Origin of the sequence: Frigoribacterium sp. CFBP 8766 (assembly GCF_014841435.1) — a bacterium.
In the GTDB taxonomy this organism is placed as follows: domain Bacteria; phylum Actinomycetota; class Actinomycetes; order Actinomycetales; family Microbacteriaceae; genus Frigoribacterium.
This window is the reverse complement of record NZ_JACYTX010000001.1, coordinates 659,301-676,718: the sequence shown is the minus strand read 5'-3', so window position 1 is coordinate 676,718 and position 17,418 is coordinate 659,301. Positions and strand designations below refer to the sequence as shown.

The following is a 17,418-nucleotide window of genomic DNA, read 5'->3' as shown; positions in this document are numbered from 1 at the left end:
CCCTTCTCAGTCGGTGATCAAGCGAGGTAGACAGCTAGACCACCGTGACCCACATAGGTACACAACTCAAGCGAAGGAGGCGCGACAAGCGGTGAAGAGTGCGTGAACATCGGAGCCGCCGACGTCGGCGCCCCGTCTCAGCGGACCGTCGGTCCCGGAGCGCTCAGCTCGCCGCTCCCCCCTCGGATGCGCTCCAGGTCGCGCCGGACGCGGTCGGCGCGCGTCCCGTCCGCATCGGGCACGGCATGTGCAAGGTCGCTGACGGCGCGGAGCAGGGCGCCCCGAGCACGCCTCTCCTGGCGGGTGGCACCGCGTCGAACGAACCTCCGCCTGGAGTGGCGCGTGCTGCACGCGGCGTCGGATTCCTCTCGGGTGATGATGCCCGTGGCCACTTCAGGGGCGAGGACGGTCCGCATGTCGTCCTTCTCCGGCCGCACCGCGAACCGGAAGACCAGGACGACGGCGACACCGACGGCAGCCATGATGCCCAGCTCCAGGACGATGCTCCAGTCAACGAAGGGGCCCAGGATTCCGCCAACGCTGTCCCACGCGCTGTGGAAGAGCATCGCGAGCAGCATCAGACCGACACCGGGCAGGACTCGTCGCCGCCGGGCGGGGCTGCCGATCAGGAGGAACAAGCCGGTGGCGAAGATCGCCGAGTAGGCGAGGTGCCCCGCGACGCCGGTCACGAGGCGGAGGACGAGGACGAAGAAGGCGGAGCGGAAGGGGTCGGTCCCGAACTGCGCGCCAGCACTCTGGGTGACGTAGAGCAGATCCTCGACGACCTCGAAGCCGAGCCCGATGAACGCCCCCAGGATGAACGCGTCGAAGGTCGTGCGGACGACGCGTGAGGCGAGCGTGATGAGGAGGACGAGCCCGATGCCCTTGGAGAACTCCTCGGTCACGGGGGCGGTGAGCCCGGCGCCCCAGTCGGAGGCGAAGGTCTGGCCGAAGTTCTTGCCCCACAACGTCAAGACTGCGTCGTTGGCCTGGATGGCGAAGAAGAACGTGGCCGCGAGGCCTCCCCACACCACAGCGTGCACGGCGAGGGCGGCAGGCAAGGTCGAGTAGCGGTCCATCGTGTGGGTGATCCACCAGCAGAGCGCGGCGTAGAGAGCCAGCATGAAGCCGTCAATCAGGACCGTGGAGGCGAAGGGACGCGCGGCACTGCCGAACACGGTGGCGGCGTGCCACGCTCCGCCCAGCGCGAGCACCCAGAAGACCCAGAAGGCCGCGTTGCGAGGCTGGTAGACCGTGAAGCGCTCGCCCCAGCCGGATCGTGCGACGACGTCTGCTCGTGCGTCATGGAGGAGCCCGAGCTCGGCAGCCGACACAGCGGCAGCGGCACGAGAACCGTCGTTCGCACGTCGGCGCGGCCAGGAGTTCAGGCGGATCATGCGGGTACCTCCACGGCCTGGATGCTCGACAGTGCCGCGCCGATCAGGTCTGCTCGAGTCGTCGGAGTGTCCGCCGGCGTGCGGACGACGACCTCGATGCCGACCCCGTCGACGATGAACGCCGCGATCGCGCCGTCCGCGCCGACGTCCTGGAACTCGCTGATCACGCCCGGGATGCCCGACGCGGTCGTCAGCGAGCTCGCTGCGCCCCTGATGGGCATGGCGCTGTTGCCCCGGTCGATGTCACGGATCTGTTCGAGCAGCTGCTCGGGCGTGCCCGAGAAGTCGTCGGCGGTGACCGAGATCGAGGTGGACCCGGTGAACACCGCCGCCGTGTCGGGGTAGCTGCCTCCCGCGGGCAGCGCGTCGGTCAAAATGCCCTGGCTGATGCCCCAGCCGGCCGGGGGCGTGAACTGCACGCCGGCGCCGAGGGTCATCGTCTGCCCTGCGGGGACGGTCTCCTCGTAGGGCACCAGGGAGTCGACCCAGGGGATGCCCCAGTGCATGACGGCCGCGGAGGCCAGGACGATGCCGGCGGGCAGCAGGGTCTTCCGGTCCATGCCGGCGAAGCGCCGGTCGGCCGGCACCCAGCGGTCGACGCTCCCGTCAGTGGTCGAGTTCGTCATCGACGTCCGATCTCTTCGTGGTGGGTCTCGCTCAGATCGGGTCAGGCGAGGTGACCACGATCGACCGGCGCAGGCTGCCGGTGATGTGCCGCACGGCGTTCGGTCAGGAGGAAGACGACGAGCAGGACGACGCCGACGAGGACGAGGACGATGTTGCCGAGCTGGGCCAGGGAACCCACGCTGCCCTGCAGCGGGTAGGTGCCCTGCATGAAGACGCTCGGGTCGGTGCTCGCGTGCAGCAGGATCGGAGCGATGATCGTTCCGGTCACCCGGAGGGCGAGGTACATGCAGAGGCCGAAGAAGAACGTGTAGAGCATCTGCAGCATCGTGGGGACCAGCGCCTGACCGGTGAAGAGGTTGGTCGCGTGCAGCAGCGAGAACAACGCCGCGGAGACGAGCCCGACGGCGATCTCGGAGCGGCCGGCCGAGCGCATGATGCGGACCACGTACCCACGAGTCAGCACTTCCTCCGAGAAGCCGATGACCAGACCTGCCAGGAGCCACGCGGCGACCCAGTCGAAGCCTGCTGCGCCGTAGTCAATGCTCGCGAAGCGCAGCACGTTGAAGAGCAGCACGACGGCGACGGCGATCCACATCCAGCCTCGGCCCGGGACGTCCTGCCGCGCGAACAGGCCTCTCAGCCAGCCCAGGCTGGCACCGAAGCCGACCAGGATCAGGCTGCCGATCAGGACCGGGACGACGATGAGGACGAGGACGTAGCTGGCCGAGCCGGCGTCGCCGATGAACGGCACGAACGGGGCCATGAGGAGCGACGCGGGCTCATAGATGGCGAGGTAGCCGACGGCAAGGATCAACGCCTTCCACCATCGACCCTGTTCCCAGAACCGCGCCCACCCTGATCGTGCAGCAGTGTCTTCCATGATCCTCCTCTTGGTTGAGGTTCAGTCAACCATCAGCTTCGGGGACGATTCAAGTTGATGTCGGGGGGGTGAGGACCCGTCTCCGCGGCGCTCCCCTGCGTTCCGATCAGGGCCGAACGTCGCAGGCGCAGGCGCCCTGCAACGATGCACGCTGCCGTGCCTCCCCACCAGATGGCGAGGGCGACGATCGCGACGACGAGATAGGCGTGCTCAGTCGTCGCCCCGGCGTACGGCTGGGCGTCGAGGGCATCCAGGGCTGTCCTGACGAAGACGGCTCCGAGGACGGCGCTGAGGACACAGCCCACCGCGACGCCGACGTAGATGCGTCGTCGTCGCGGTGGGCTGTCCCGGTGTTCAGGCTTCGTGGTCGTGGCCTGCTCGTCGGCGTCGGACTGCGATCAGGGTGAGCCCTGCCAGCAGGAGGAGCGCGGCCGCCGTGATGCCGGACACGACCATGTCACTGCCGGTGAAGGCGAGGTTCGAACCTCTCGTGCTCCCGTTGGCGGCACTCGTGTCAGTACCGGTGCCGGTGCCGTTTCCGGGGTCGGCACCCGTTCCCGTGCCGGGGGTGGTGCCGGGGTCCTCGCCGACGACGGGTGCTGCCGTCACGGTGAACTGCGCGGCCGTCGAGCCGGACGTCACTCCGGTGAGCGTGATGGTGTGCGTGCCCGGGGTCGCGTCGAGGGACACGGTCCACGTGATCGAGACGGCACCGTTCTGGTCGGCGGTCGCGGTGCCCACCTGCACCGGGTCCGACGTCATGACGGCGGTGACGGTCTCGCCTGCGGCGAAGCCCTCACCGAGGACGGTCTGGGTCTGGCCGGCCTGGACGGTGGCGTTCTCGACTCGTGACGTGAGGACGGTGGCGGCACGTGACACGGTGACCGTGGTGGCGGCGGAGGTGTTCCCGTCACCTGTCGACACGGTGACCTCGAGCACGGTGCCGGGCGCCTGGGCGGGGTCGAGCGGGACGGAGAACCGTCCGGTGGCATCCGTGGTTCCGGAGCCGACGAGGGTGCCTCCAGCGGTGACGGCGATGCCGGTCTCCGGCGCTGCGCTCCCGGTGACGACGGTGCCGTCGGTCGGATCGACGGTCGGCGCCGTAGGCGTGGGTGCCGTGACGGTCACGAAGGTGACCTCGGACGAGCCGCCGGCGTTCGTGGCGGTGACCGAGAGGACTGCTCCGGGCTGCTGGGCGGGAGACAGCGGGACGGTGAACGCGCCGGTGCCCTCGGTCGTGGCGGTGCCCAGGGTGGCGCCGGTGGCGGTCACGGTGATCGTGGAGTCGGGCTCAGCCGTTCCCGTCACGGTCGTTCCCGTGGTGGGGTCGACGGTCGGGGCCGCGGGGGCGGGGATCGGGACCGTGATCTCGGTGGCGGCCGAGGTGTTGCCGGCGGCGTCGGCAGCGGTGACGCGGAGCGGGGCGCCGCCTGCCTGGGCAGGCGTGAGCGTGATGGTGAAGTTCCCGGTGGCGTCTGCCGTGGCAGATCCGATGGCGATGCCGGTGCTGTCGAGGACTGTGACGGTCGACTCGGCCTCTGCGGTGCCGGCGACCGTGGTGCCGGTGACGGAGGTGACGGTCGGGGCGTCGGGGGCGGCGGTGTCCGCGACGGTCGTCCGCAGTCGGAGCGTGGCGGTCTCGGCGGTCCGGGAGACGACATCGAGGGTGGTCGCACCGGTCGCCGTGGTGAAGGTCGATCCGGGAGCCCAGGAGTTGGGGCGGGTGCCGTTGCCGGTGCCCTGCGGGGAGATCAGCAGGGTCTGGGTCGTTCCCTCCATGCGGAGGATGCGCACGCCGCGGACGGAGGCGTAGGTGTCGCCGCCGACGGACGAGGTCCTCGAACCGGCGATGTAGCCCGTGTCGTAGCGGGTGGGCGTCGCGAGCTCCGCCCAGTAGGTGATGCCCGAGGAGGGGTCGGTGAACTGCAGCGAACGAACGCCCGTGGTGGCCTCGCGTGCCTGGATCGTGACGGTCTGGTCCACACTCGTCGGGCTGTCGACGTCGATGTAGTCCGCGGCGGTCAAGATGCCGGTGCGGATCTGGTTCGGGGTCGAGAAGTTCTTGTAGATCGTCTCGTAGCTGCCGCCCATGACGTCGTACGTGTCCTCGTAACCTCTCGAGACGCAGTTTCCGCCCTCGGAGGCGAGGCGGCCGTCGACGACGTCGGCGGGGCAGTCGAGGAGGTTCGCGTGGCCGAAGTCCATGGTGTGGCCCATCTCGTGCGCCCAGACGCCGTCCCAGAGGCCTTCGAGGTAGGCGCGGCCGCCGCCGACCATCGAGGGGCCGCCGCTCGTGGCGCTGCCCCGGAAGGTGCAGCCCTCCGCGACGGAGATGATCAGCCCCTGCCCCTGTCCGGAGCCCGGCCACCCGGTCGCGGCGATCGCGTCGCCACGGAGGTTCGGGTTGCCGTCGCCGCAGACGCCCTCGCCGGGGCGGTAGATGAGCTGCTTGATCTCGAACTGCACCAGGCCGTTCGTCATCGACAGCCAGTAGTCGCTCATGCCCTGGAACTCGTCCCGGACCTTCTGCTCTGTCGTCGCCTGGTCGACGGAGGCGGTCTCGGCGGTGGTGGTGACGTAGATCGACACGGGCACGGCGGTGGCGGCTGCGTGCGCGGGCGGGGCCTCGGCGACCACGGCACCGGTGACGGCAAGGGCGGAGGCGAGTAAACCGGCACCGAGCATGCGCCCGAGACGTCCTCGTCTATGGGTGGTGAGTGCTGACATGGCGACCCTTTCGGGGATGGAGATGGAATCGATCTTCGGTGTTCTTGCTGTCGGGGACGGCGGCCGCCGTCGGGGGCCTGCCCGCGGCGGTCAGTCGGCCGTCTCAGCAGCGGAGCGTCGGCGGCGGAACCACAGCCCGAGGAGCAGCAGCGCGCCAGCGATGATCGGGATGCCGGACCCGAGCGACAGGGCGGTCAGATCGTCGCCCGTGAAGGCGAGCGTCCCGGGGGATGTCGGCGCGGTGTCGTCACCAGAACCGGACCCTGCCGGCACCGCGTTCCCTGCCCCAGGGGTCACAGGATCCTGCGGGGCCGCTCCGGCGGCTGCCGTCACGAGGAACTGAGTCTGGGCTCCACCTGACTCATCGCCTGTGAGCGTCACCGTGTAGGTGCCTGCCGCGACATCGGCCGGGGCTGCCCACGTGAAGCCGACTGATCCGCCTGCTCCTGCGATCCGAGTGCCGAGATCGGCGCCGTTCGGCGTGATGCTGGCGCGGACGGTCTCTCCTGGGACGAAGCCGCTGCCGGTGAACGTCTGGGTCGTTCCGGCCTGGATGCTGCCGCTGGCCACCTGCACGGTGGGCGCGACCGGTGCAGCCTGCACGGTGACCGTCGTCGGGGCGGAGACGTTGGCCTCACCGACCGCTGCCGTCACCTCCAGGACTGTTCCGGGCGCCTGAGCCGGGTCGAGCTGGACTGCGAACCGGCCCGTGCTGTCCGCGATGCCCGAGCCGACCAGGGTCTCGCCGGCCTTGACAGCGATGCCTGCACCAGCGACCGCGGTGCCCATGACGGTGGAGCCGTTGGTGGGCTCGACCACTGGAGCAGCAGGTGCGGGGGCGGTGACCGTGACGAAGGTCGTCGGTGATGTGCCTCCGGCCATGGTGGCCGTCACCTGGAGCACCGTTCCGACCGGCTGAGCGGTGGGAAGGGCAAGGGTGAAGGAACCGTCGGCGGTAGCGGTCGTCGTTCCGAGCGTCGCCCCGTCCTTGTTCACCGTGATGACGGCATCCGGCTCGGACGTTCCGCTCACCACAGCACCGGTGGTCGAGTCGACCGTGGGAGCGGAGGGCGTGGGGGCAGGCACAGTGACGTCGGTCGCCGGAGAGGCGTTGCCTGCGGCGTCGGTGGCGGTGACCACGAGCTGGGCACCGACGGCCTGGAGAGGAGCAACTGAGATGTCGTAGTTGCCGTCCGCGTCGGCGACGACCGATCCGACGGTCGCGCCGGCAGCGTCTGCGACCGTGATGGTCGCTCCGGGCTCGGCCGTCCCGATGAGCCGACCGGCCGTGATGGTGGTCACGACAGGAGCTTCCGGGGCAGCCGTGTCAGCGACGGTCGTCCGCAGGCGGAGTGTCGCCGTGGTGGCTGTCTGGGCGACGACCTCGAGGTTCACGGCACCGCCGTCGGTCTCGAAGGCTGAGCCGACGGGCCAGGACGTCTGGCGGGTGCCGGCAGTGGTGGCGGCCGGGGAGATCAGGAGCGTCTGCGTCGTGTCCAGCATGCGGAGGATGCGAACGCCGCGGGTGTACTGGTAGGTGCCTCCACCGACGACGGAGTTGATCGATCCTGCCCCGTAGCCGTTGTCGTAGCGGACCGGGGTCGCGAGCTCCGCCCAGTACGTGATCCCGGTGGACGGGTCGGTGAACTCCAGCGAGCGTGTTCCGGCAGTGGCCTCGCGCGCCTGGAGGACGACGGTCTGATCGACGGCGGTGGGGCTGTCGATGTCGACGTAGTCCTCGGCGGTAAGGATGCCGACGCGGATCTGGTTCGGAGTCGAGAAGTTCTTGTACACCGTCTGGTAGCTGACACCCATGACGTCGTACGCGTCGCCGTAGCCGCGGGACGTGCACTGGCCGCCCTCGGACGCGATCCGCCCGTCGACGACGCCAGCGGGGCAGTCGAGGAGGTTGGCGTGGCCGAAGGTCAGGGTGTGCCCCATCTCGTGAGCCCAGTTCCCGTCCCAGAGCCCCTCGAGGTATGCACGCCCTCCTCCGAGGAAGGTCCCGCTGTTCGTGGCGCTGCCTGCGTAGGTGCAGCCCTCGGCGACGGCGATGATCAGCGATTCGCCGCTGCCTCCGCCGCCCCAGCCGGTGGCGGCCTGGGCATCGTCACGGATGCGGGGGTTGCCGTTCTTGCAGACACCCTCACCGGGACGGTAGACGAGTTGCTTGATCTCGAATCGCACGAGCCCGTTGGACATGGAGAACCAGTAGTCGCTCATGCCCTGGAACTCGTCACGGACCTTCTGTTCCACGGTGGACTGATCGGCCGACGCGGTCTCGGCAGTCGTGGTCACGTACAGCGACACCGGCAGCACCGTCGTCGCTGCCACCGCGGGGGTAGCGGTGCCGGTGACCAGCGCGGTCACCGCGATAGTGGCGGTGAGGACTGATGCCCCCAGGGCACGGAGGCGCCGCCGTGGGATCGTCCTGCTCCGAGATGTGCGCTGGCTCGTCGTGCTCAAGTGTTTCCCCTTGGGTGCGTGATCTGGATTGAAGCAGTGGTCATGTCGGGGGGGGCGGTGGCCGCCGCGGGTAACCAGTCCGCGGCGGGCACCGTGGGTCACCTGCGAGGGCGATGCGGTGACCCCGCCGGCCCGTACTCACCCGATGTCAGTACGGACCGGCCGTTCGTGTCAGCGCTCTTCGCGCCGCTTCCGTCGCACGAGCACCAGGGTTGTCCCGGCCAGGAGGAGGAGCAGCCCTCCGAGGCCTGCCCATCCGGCCGTCTCGGTCCCGGTGAAGGCCAGCTGCTGACCGGTCGGCGTGGTGATGATCACGCCTCCGCCCGGTGCCGGTGTGACCCCCACGGGCAGGGCGGTCACGTCGACGCTGAGGGTCGCGGTGGTCCGGTTCCCGCTGCCGTCGGCGACGGAGTAGGTGATCGTCGAGGTGCCGGTGAAGGCCGGGTCGGGGGTGAAGGTGATCAGTCCCGTCGTGGTGTCGACGGTGTAGGTGCCCTCACCGGGGATGGTGACGGTGGTCACCAAGGCGCCGGTGGTCGGGTCGACCAGGCGCAGCGAGCTGCGATCGAGGTCACCGGTGCCGGCGGTGTCGTTCGCGAACGGGTCGATGGTGACCGATCCGCCTCGAGGGACCGTGACGGTGTCGTTGCCGGCGACCGGGGCGACGCCGGTGACCGTCGCGGTGATGGTCGATCCCGTCGTGACTCCGTCGGTGTCGCTGACCTGGTACCCGATCGGGGTCGCCGTCCCGGAGAACGTGGCGAGCGGGGTGAAAGTGACCTGACCGCCGGCGCCGACGGTCCAGGTTCCCTCGCCGGGGACGGTGACGGTGGTCACGGCGTTCCCGGTGGCCGGGTCGACCAGGCGCAGGGTGGCGGGGTCGAGGGTCGCTCCGGTGCCGCTGACACGGTCGTTGGCGAGCGGGGTGACCGTGACGGGCGTGTCCTGCCCGGTGGTCGCGACGTCCGGCACGGCCACTGGTGCCGCGGTGACGGTGACGCTGACGGTCGAGATGTCGGTCTGCCCGTCGCTGTCGGTCAGCTGGTACGGGACGGTGGCCGTCCCGACGAACCCGGTCTCGGGGGTGAAGGTCACCGTGCGGCCGTCGGGACCGATGGTCCAGGTGCCCTCGCCGGGGACGACGAGGGTCGTCACCGGGTTCCCGTCGCCGTCGAGGAACGTCACGGGCACGTCGGCGAAGTTCGCCGCGCTCCCGAGGCCGTCGTTGCCGAGGACGTCGATCGCGGCCGGCTTGCCCGAGGGGACGGTGGCGGAGTCGGGCGTCGCCGTCGGCGGGGTGCCGCTCGTGACGGTGATCGTTCCGGTGACGGTGCCGCCGACGTTCGTCGTCGCCGTGTACTCCAGCGCAGTCGCAGGTCCGGTGAACCCGTCGACGGGGGCGAAAGTGACGACCCCGGTCGTGGTGTCCACGGTCCAGGTGCCCTCACCGGGAACCGTGACCGTCGTGGCGGGAGTGCCGGTGGCGGGATCAATCAGTCGCAGCGTCGAGGTGACGAACGACGTGCCGGCGGGGCCGGAGGTGTCATTGCCCAGCGGGCTGACGACGATCGACTCCCCGAACGGCGCCGTCCCGACGTCGTCCGTGGCGGTCGGCGCCCCGGGGGCGCCCACCGTGACGGTGACGTCGGCCGTGACCGACTCGCCGAACGTGGTGGTCGCCGTGTAGCTGACCGGGGTCGCCTCGCCCGTGAAGTCCGGGTCGGGGGTGAACGTGATCTGACCTGTGGCGGTGTCGACCGTGTAGGTGCCCTCGCCATCGATCGTGACCGTGGTCACGGGGTCGCCGGTGGCAGGGTCGGTCAGGCGCACCGAGTTGAGGTCGAACGACGCGGCCGGGTCGCCGGTGTCGTCGTTCCCTGTCGGGGCGAACGTGACGGGGGTGTTGTACGCGGTGCCGACGGTGTCCTCGACTCCAGAGGGCGACGGTGCGGCCAAGACCGACACGGTCAGGGTCGCGGTGTCCCGGTCGCCGTTGACGTCAGCGACGCTGTAGGTGACGGGCGTCGCGGGGCCGGTGAAGGTCGGTAGCGGCTCGAACACGACCTCGCCGTCGGGGGTCACCGAGTAGGTTCCCTCCCCGTCGACGGTGAGAGTCTGGACGAGCGCGCCCGTGGTCGGGTCGACCAGCTGCACCGAGGCCGGGTCGAGGGCAATGCCGGAGGCGCCGGTGTCGTTCCCGAGGACGGGCACGGTCACGTCCGCGCCCTGGGGCGTCGTGATGGTGTCGTCGGCGGCGGTCGGCGGGCCCGTGATCGTCGCGGTGACCGTCGACGTCGACACGCGGCCGTCGCTGTCGGTCACCTGGTACGGAGCCGTGGCCGTCCCGACGAAGCCGGCGACCGGGGTGAAGACGATCTCACCGGTCGCCGTGTCGACGTCGAACTGACCCTGTGAGGTGGCGAGGGTGAGGACAGGGTTCCCGGCTCCGTTGACGAGGCGGACAGAGGCCTGGTCGAAGGTGGCACCGGTGGACGGAGTGTCGTTGGACAGCGGCAGGAACGTGGCCGGCTCGTTGAACGGGGCCGTGGCGGTGTCGGCCGTCGAGGACGCGGGGGTGACGGCGGTGGCCGTCACGGTCGCGGTCGAGGTGAGGTCGGCGGTGTCCGGGTCGGGCGTCACCGAGCTGGCGACGACCTGGTTGGCCAGGGAACCCGCAGCGTCGGCGGTCGCGGTGACGGCGAGGGTCGCGCTGGCGCCGTTCGCGAGGGTCCCGACGGTCCACACCTGGGTGGCGGCGTCGTAGGTCCCCACGGACGGGACGGCGTTCGTGATCGTCAGGCCCGCGGCAGGTCGCTCCTGCACGGTGACGGCCTGAGCGTCCGAGAGCCCGGCGTTGCTGGCGGTGACGGTGTACTGCACCGGCTGCCCCTGGCGGACCGTCGTCGACGCGGCGGCCTTGACGACGGAGACGTCGGCGCTGGCCGTCACGGGGACGGTCACGGTGGCCTGGTCATTCGCGGCGTTGCCGTCAGGGGTCGAGGACCTGGTGGAGGCGGTGTTCACGACGTCGACGCCGGCGCCGCTGGCCGGGACGGTCGCGGTGACCGTCCGGACGGAGGACACACCGGGAGCGAGGTCGCCGAGCTGGCAGATGACGACGCCGTCGACGATCGTGCAGTCGTCGCTGGCCGCGGCACCGGTGATCGTGGCGGGGAGCGGGTCGCTGGTGACGACGCCACGGGCGACGGAGGGTCCGTTGTTCGTGGTCGTGATGGTGAACGTGATCGGCCCGCCGGCGACTGCCGGGTTCGGATTCGCGCTCTTCGTCACGGCGAGGTCAGCGTCCTGCTCGACGGTGACGTCAGCCGAGGCGGAGTTGTTCGTCGTGTCGAGGTCGGACGTCGGCGACACGATCGAGGCCGTGTTCGTGAGCGACCCGGCAGGGGCGTCAGCGGCGATGGTCGCGGTGACCGTGACGACGCCCGTGGCGCCTTCGGCCAAAGTGGTCCACTGGCACTGCACAGCACCGTCGGTGACATCGCACGTGGCCCCGGCCGGGGAGACGACGTTCGTGGCCGTCACCCCCGTCGGCAGGGTGTCCTTCAGCACGGTGTTCGTGGCGTCTGAGGGGCCGTTGTTCGTGGCGGTCAGGGTGTAGGCGACCTCGTCGCCGGCGGTCGCCGTCGCGGGCGTGGCCGTCTTGGCGATGCTGAGGTCAGCGAAGGCCGTGGCCGCGAGCTGCGTCGAGCTGGTGTTGTCGGTCGGGTCCGTCTCGGGCGTGGAGGATGTGATCGCTGCGGTGTTCTGGACAACGGCAGCGTCCGGGGCGAGGGTGACGGTGATGGTCGCGGTCTGGGTCGCCCCGGCAGCCAGGGTACCTGCGTCGCAGGTGACGACGTCATCGGTCAGGGTGCAGGTGCCGCCGGGGACGGTGGCCGAGACGAAGGTGACCTCGGGGTCGAGGGGGTCGGTGATGGTGACGCCTCGGGCGTCGGACGGGCCGTCGTTCCGGGCGGTCAACGTGTAGGTGACCGCCTCGCCGGCCACGGGGGTGGTGGGAGCGTAGGTCTTGACGATCGACAGGTCCGCCGCGGTGGTGACCGTGGCTGCTGCTGTGGCGGAGTTGTTGGTGCGGTCGGGGTCCGTGAGCGAACCGGCGATGGTCGCTGTGTTCGTCAGGCCCGCGCCGGGGTCGGCCGTCGCGGGGACTGTCCCGGTGATCGTGATCGGGGTGCTGGCTCCGACGGCCAGGTCGGGGACGGCGCAGCTGATGGTGGTGCCGGTGACGGTGCAGTCCGCACCTGTCGCGGTCACGCCGGTCAGCCCGGCGGGCAGGGTGTCGGTGACGCGGACACCGGTGCCGGCCTGGGGTCCGTTGTTGGAGGCGGTGACCGTGTAGGAGATCGGCTGGCCGGCGACGACCGAGGTCGTGTCTAGGACCTTCGTCACGGCGAGGTCGGCGGCGGGAGCGATCGTGGTCGAGGTCGTCTGGGTGGTGGAGGCGCGGGTCTGACCGAGGATGGGGTCGGTGAAGCCGACGGTGGCGGTGTTGGCGACGGAGCCGTTCGCGGCCGAGACGTTCACGACCGTGTCGAAGGTGGCCGTGGTCGTGGCGCCCGGCTGGATCGTGCCGCCGCCGGTCGCGGAGGCCCCGTCGCCCAGACGGACGGCGACGTTCCGAGACGCCGCTGTGTACTCCCCGCGGTCGTCGCCGCCCTGGTCGGTGAGGCGCCCGGTCCCGGCGCCCGCGGTGATCCGCATCGATCCGGGGACGTAGGTGACACCGGTGGCCAGCGCGTCGTTCACGACGGCGAGCAACGCCGGGTTGCCGCCGTTGTTGGTGGCCGACACGGTGTAGCGCAGCGTGTCACCGACACGAGTGGGGTTGTTCCCCGAGACGTTCTGCACCGTCTTGTTGGCGACGATGCACGGTCCGGTGCCGAAGCTGATCGAGTCCAGGAAGTTACCCGTGGTGGGGCTGCCTCCTGCCGAGCTGATGGCCCGGAAGGCAAAACGGGTGGTGGTCTGCCCGGCGGGCACCGTGTAGGTGCCCGTGTGGGTGCCCCAGGCGGTGTTCCCATCGCTGTAGGTGCCGGCGGTCACGAGGCTGTTGTTGTTGGGCGGTCCGATGAGGACGGCCATCGTGTCTGTGCCGTTCCGGCCGCGGTGCTGCAACGAGTAACTCAGGGTCTGGCCAGGTGTCGTGGCGACGTCCTGGAAGAGGGTCCCCGCGGAGAACGCATTCAGTTCCGCGAACTGCCTGCCCGTGGCTGCTGGCACACCCAGGAAGCCCTGACCCCAGATCTCGAACGACCTCTGCGCATCGGTCGTCTGCCACCCCGGGATGGCGGTGAGGTAGTTGACCGAGTTGTCAGGGACGACCGGTTGCTCGAAGCCGCCGTTGACAAGACCGAGCGTGTTCTGGCAGGCGACAGGATCTTGGGCTGCCGAGGCCGGGGCGACGAGGCCGTTGGTCGGCAAGACGACCGCGGCCGAGGCGATCACCGCTCCGATGCCGATCAGGGCGACGAACTTCTTCCGGGCAGAGGCAAAGGGCATGTGTTGTCGTCCTTGAGAAACGCGCACACCGATCAACGCGTCCGCCCCATGGGTGATCCGGGAGACGCGCACGATCGATGCGCACTGCTGCAGGCCCGGGGTGGGCTGGTTCGGTTGGTAAGGCCTGAGCCACATCCCCTCGAACGTGTGACCCACCCCGCATGACGGGGATTTCTCAACAAGCTAAATGAGTCAGGAGAAGATGTCCAGAAGTCCTCGCGAATAGGCCACTTTGCGCACTCTGACGGGGTACGTTATGTCCTCGGTCTGGCCGACAAGAACCGCCAGACAGCGCATATGGGGTACAGATGCGAGCCCGGCGAGGTTCCACACCGAGGAAACCGCCTGGAGGGGGCTGGGCTGAAGCTCATGGTGTCCTTCGGCCGCGGCGACCCATGGGCACCTAGAGTGACGTCAGGCCCAGACCCTGCCGCACTGTCAAAGCCGCCACCGACTCGACGAGTCCATGGCCGGCACCACTGGCGGCAGAGGTCATGACTGCTCGTCCGCGTGTTCATCGTCATGATGCTGGAAGAAGCAGCTCGCCTTGTCCGATCTCACCCCCTCCATCAGCGCTCTGCTCGGGCAGTTCAGCGAAACGATCACGGGCCTGGTCACCGTGGCCTTCGACGGCACGTGGGCGGACAACGAAGAATTCATCGTCCTCAGCGAGCTGGCTCTCGGGGACCAGCCCACGACGAGGGAGCTCGCCTCGAGCGCGTCGATGGCCCGGCACGTCCTCCACCACCTGATCCACAGACTCCGCCGTGACGGGCTCGTGTCGACCGCCCCGAGCAAGTTCGACGGTCGCGCCGTGGCCGTGGAACTGACTCCCCTCGGCCACCTGCGGGCCGAAGCGCTCCGAGGATCCCTGCACGTGTCATTCCGGGAGTCGGAGCACCTGGCCGCAGCGGTCCTGAGGGGACTCGACGCGCCTCCCAGACCTCAGCGCAGAGGTGGACAGCCCACTGATCCCCTGGCCGTGCTCGGCCTGACCGGCCGTGTGGGCCAAGAATTGGGAGCGTCCGTCCGCGACCTCGACCTGCCGGACGTCACCGGTCGACGACGAACCACCCTGGTCCAGATCGCAGCCACCGAGGACATCCGGCCGCGCGACGTGAGCGAGGCGCAGGGGACGTACCGCCAGAGCACGGCGTACGTCATCGACCAGCTGGTCGCCGAGGGTCTCGTCAGCCGTCACCGCGGCCGAGTCCCCGAGGATGCCCGGGCGGTGACCCTCATGGTGACGGACCGTGGCCGCCAGGTGGTCGACGGCATCGACGACGTCGTCAGACACCACCGCGACACGCTCGTCGACCTCTTCTCGATCGTCGCCACCTGGCCCTCGCCCCGCCCCTCGAGGGCTTGATGACGGGCAACCGCACAGGACGAGCGAGTCACTGAGCTCGCCGAGGAACGCACTGCCGATCACACGCCCGTTCCATCGCGTCGTCTCGAGCAGCGGCAGTCCCAGCCCGCGTGGGCACCGCCACGGGCGACGCGGAGCCGGGCAGGAGAATCCGCATCATCCTTCGGTGCTCGGCTGTTTGTAATTGTTCGCTTGCGCCCGGATCCCTTGTCTCGACGGAACCGCCGTAGTTCAGTGACCCCACTCGCAAGCGTTCAACGGAGAATTCGCATGAGCACTAAACGTCGCACTGTTCGTCCAGGCTTCTTGATCGGCGGAGTCATGGCCGTGGCAGTCATAATGGCCGTGACCCCTGCGGTCGCGGCTCCCTCTCAGGCCGAGTCCCCTTCGCGCTCAGCCAGCGCACCGCGGATCGATGATCTAGGGCCGGCGGTGGTGCAGTTCTCGTTGATGAGTTCGGTGACGATCGGCGACACGGTGTACGTCGGGTCCCGGAATGTGGTGCCCGCGCGGATCGTCGCCCTCGATCTCGACACCCGTCTCGTGACGGCGACCACGAATCTCGATTCCGGCGTGTCGATCCAGGCGATCGCCGCCGATCCGACAGGGCGCTACATCTACGCAGGCGTGCTGTCGGATGCCGGCTCGACGAAGCCAAACCTGTTCCGCTGGGACGTCACGACCCCCGACGTGCCCGCCGCGCCGATCGGCCGCATCGGGGATCGGAACGTGCGAGCCATCACGGTCGCCCCCGACGGCCACGTCTTCGCCGTCGGCGATGGCGGCACCACACCCACACCGCTGTGGGAGTACGACCCCACGACCCAGCAGGTCGCGAATCTCGGAGCGCCCGACCCCGCGGCCACAGGAGCCCGCGCGGTCGCAGCCACCGAGACGACCGTGTTCTTCGGCGGGGGGACGCTCTTCGGCGGCGGCGCGGCCCGAGCCGGGTTATACGCCTACGACCGGTCGACGAGGACCTCGCGCAACATCACACCCGCAGAGATGCGCAACGACGCCAGCATCCGCGAGCTCGCAGTTCTCGACGGCAGGCTTCTCGTAGGCTCTGCCGCCTCCACCGAGCAGTCGAAGGTCGCGGCGATCGATCTCACCGACTACGCCAGCTACGCGAGCGCGACGTCGACCGGAAAGACGGCGAAGAAGTTCGCAGTGATCGGAGACACGGCGTACTTCGCCAACGAAGAGGGTGTGCTCTCTTGGTCGACGGCGACGGGTGTCATCGCACCGGTCACGTTCGAGGGCCCCTCACTGGGTGAGATCTGGGGCATTGACGCCAGGGGGACCTCGCTCGTCGTCACCTCAGCCTTCGGTTTCGTCGCCGAGATCGATCCTGCAGCTGGTACTTCAACGGTCACGGACCTCGTCGAGGCGGGTGCGCCGGCGTCGGCGCAGGCGGCGATGGGCGTCGCCGTCGGCGGGGGCTCGGCCTACGTCGGCGGGACGGGAGCAGTCGCACGCCACCGGTTGTCCGATGAGTCCGTCGAGTACTTGCGCGCTCCTGGCGAGGCGAAGGACGCCGTCGTCGTCGACGGCGCGCTGATCACGGGCCAGTACAGCTCGCAGGGCATCTGGCGCTTCGACCCGGACGACGGGTTGCCGTTCCGTCGTGTCGCCCAGTTCCCCGGCGAGCAGAACCGACCGCAGGACGTCCAATGGGATGACGTGAACGGGCTCGCCCTCGTCGGTGCGCAATCCGACACGACCGGCGGCGGTTCGCTCTGGACCTACGACCCCGCCACTAACGACTCCCACTTCTTCCTCGACCCCATCGACGGCGACCAGTACGTGCGCGCCGTAGCGAGCAAGGACGGTGTCGCGTACCTCGGCGGCGGGCTCCAGAATGCCGACGGGCCGGGGACTGTCGTGGCGCTCGATCCCGTCACCGGCATCGAGCTGTGGCGTACCGCACCGATGCCCGGTGCCGGCATCTCGGCACTCACGGTGAAGGGCGATCACCTCTACGGACTGACGCGGAAGGGCGGCTTCTTCGTGGTCGACCTCATGACCCGAGAGGTCGTCCACACCGCGGACGTCAGTTCGGTAAGCACGGGGTTCTCCGCCCTTGTCGTCAGCCGCGGTGTCGTCTACGGGGCGTCCGAGACAGACGTGTTCCGGTTCGATCCGATGACCTTCGCGATGTCAGAAGTCGTGCCGGACATCAACGGAGCGTGGTACAGCGGAGCGCACATCGCCGCCGATGAACACGGCCGCCTGTATACCCTTCGAGGACGCGACCTCGTACGCATCGATGACCGTTCCTTCGCCGACGATGCGACGGCCCGAGCCCGCTGCCTCACGACCCTGCCGCTCGCGTCCGATGGAGCGACCTGCGGCTGAGGCCTCGTTCCCGCACCCGGCGAACCGCGCATCTCTGGCCCCCTCACGCTGTCCCGCCACGAATGGTTGGAAGA

At 69.5% G+C, this 17,418-nt stretch carries 8 protein-coding genes; 2 read left to right on the top strand and 6 right to left on the bottom strand.

What is annotated here, in order from left to right; genetic code table 11:
• Positions 1 to 137: 137 nt before the first annotated feature.
• The 6 genes from IFT90_RS03240 to IFT90_RS03215 all read right to left on the bottom strand — a co-directional run bounded on the left by IFT90_RS03240 (position 138) and on the right by IFT90_RS03215 (position 13,617).
• Positions 138 to 1,397: a PrsW family intramembrane metalloprotease gene (locus IFT90_RS03240; RefSeq protein WP_192040941.1), complete on the bottom strand. Its 1,260-nt coding sequence runs from the start codon at positions 1,395 to 1,397 to the stop codon at positions 138 to 140.
• Positions 1,394 to 2,023 carry a hypothetical protein gene (locus IFT90_RS03235; RefSeq protein WP_192040940.1) on the bottom strand — a complete coding sequence of 210 codons (630 nt, stop codon included), beginning with the start codon at positions 2,021 to 2,023 and terminating at the stop codon, positions 1,394 to 1,396. The genes IFT90_RS03240 and IFT90_RS03235 overlap by 4 nt, the downstream gene beginning before the upstream one ends.
• A 41-nt stretch (positions 2,024 to 2,064) precedes the next feature.
• Entirely contained in the window at positions 2,065 to 2,838 is a 774-nt protein-coding gene (locus tag IFT90_RS03230; protein ID WP_244644735.1) for a CPBP family intramembrane glutamic endopeptidase, read from the bottom strand.
• 420 nt (positions 2,839 to 3,258) lie between these two features.
• Positions 3,259 to 5,631, bottom strand: coding sequence for an Ig-like domain-containing protein (locus tag IFT90_RS03225; RefSeq protein ID WP_192040938.1), 2,373 nt, complete (start codon positions 5,629 to 5,631; stop codon positions 3,259 to 3,261).
• Positions 5,632 to 5,721: 90 nt separating this feature from the next.
• Complete coding sequence (locus IFT90_RS03220; protein ID WP_192040937.1) at positions 5,722 to 8,001, bottom strand: Ig-like domain-containing protein; 2,280 nt, start codon at positions 7,999 to 8,001, stop codon at positions 5,722 to 5,724.
• 267 nt (positions 8,002 to 8,268) lie between these two features.
• A complete protein-coding gene (locus IFT90_RS03215; RefSeq protein ID WP_192040936.1) occupies positions 8,269 to 13,617 on the bottom strand; it encodes an S-layer family protein in 5,349 nt (1,782 codons plus the stop codon).
• A 547-nt stretch (positions 13,618 to 14,164) separates the two neighbouring features.
• Here IFT90_RS03215 and IFT90_RS03210 point away from each other — a divergent pair.
• Together IFT90_RS03210 and IFT90_RS03205 are read left to right on the top strand one after the other, a co-directional pair.
• Entirely contained in the window at positions 14,165 to 14,986 is an 822-nt protein-coding gene (locus IFT90_RS03210; RefSeq protein ID WP_192040935.1) for a MarR family winged helix-turn-helix transcriptional regulator, read from the top strand.
• 432 nt (positions 14,987 to 15,418) lie between these two features.
• Positions 15,419 to 17,344 carry a PQQ-binding-like beta-propeller repeat protein gene (locus tag IFT90_RS03205; protein ID WP_371740977.1) on the top strand — a complete coding sequence of 642 codons (1,926 nt, stop codon included), beginning with the start codon at positions 15,419 to 15,421 and terminating at the stop codon, positions 17,342 to 17,344.
• Positions 17,345 to 17,418: the final 74 nt, after the last annotated feature.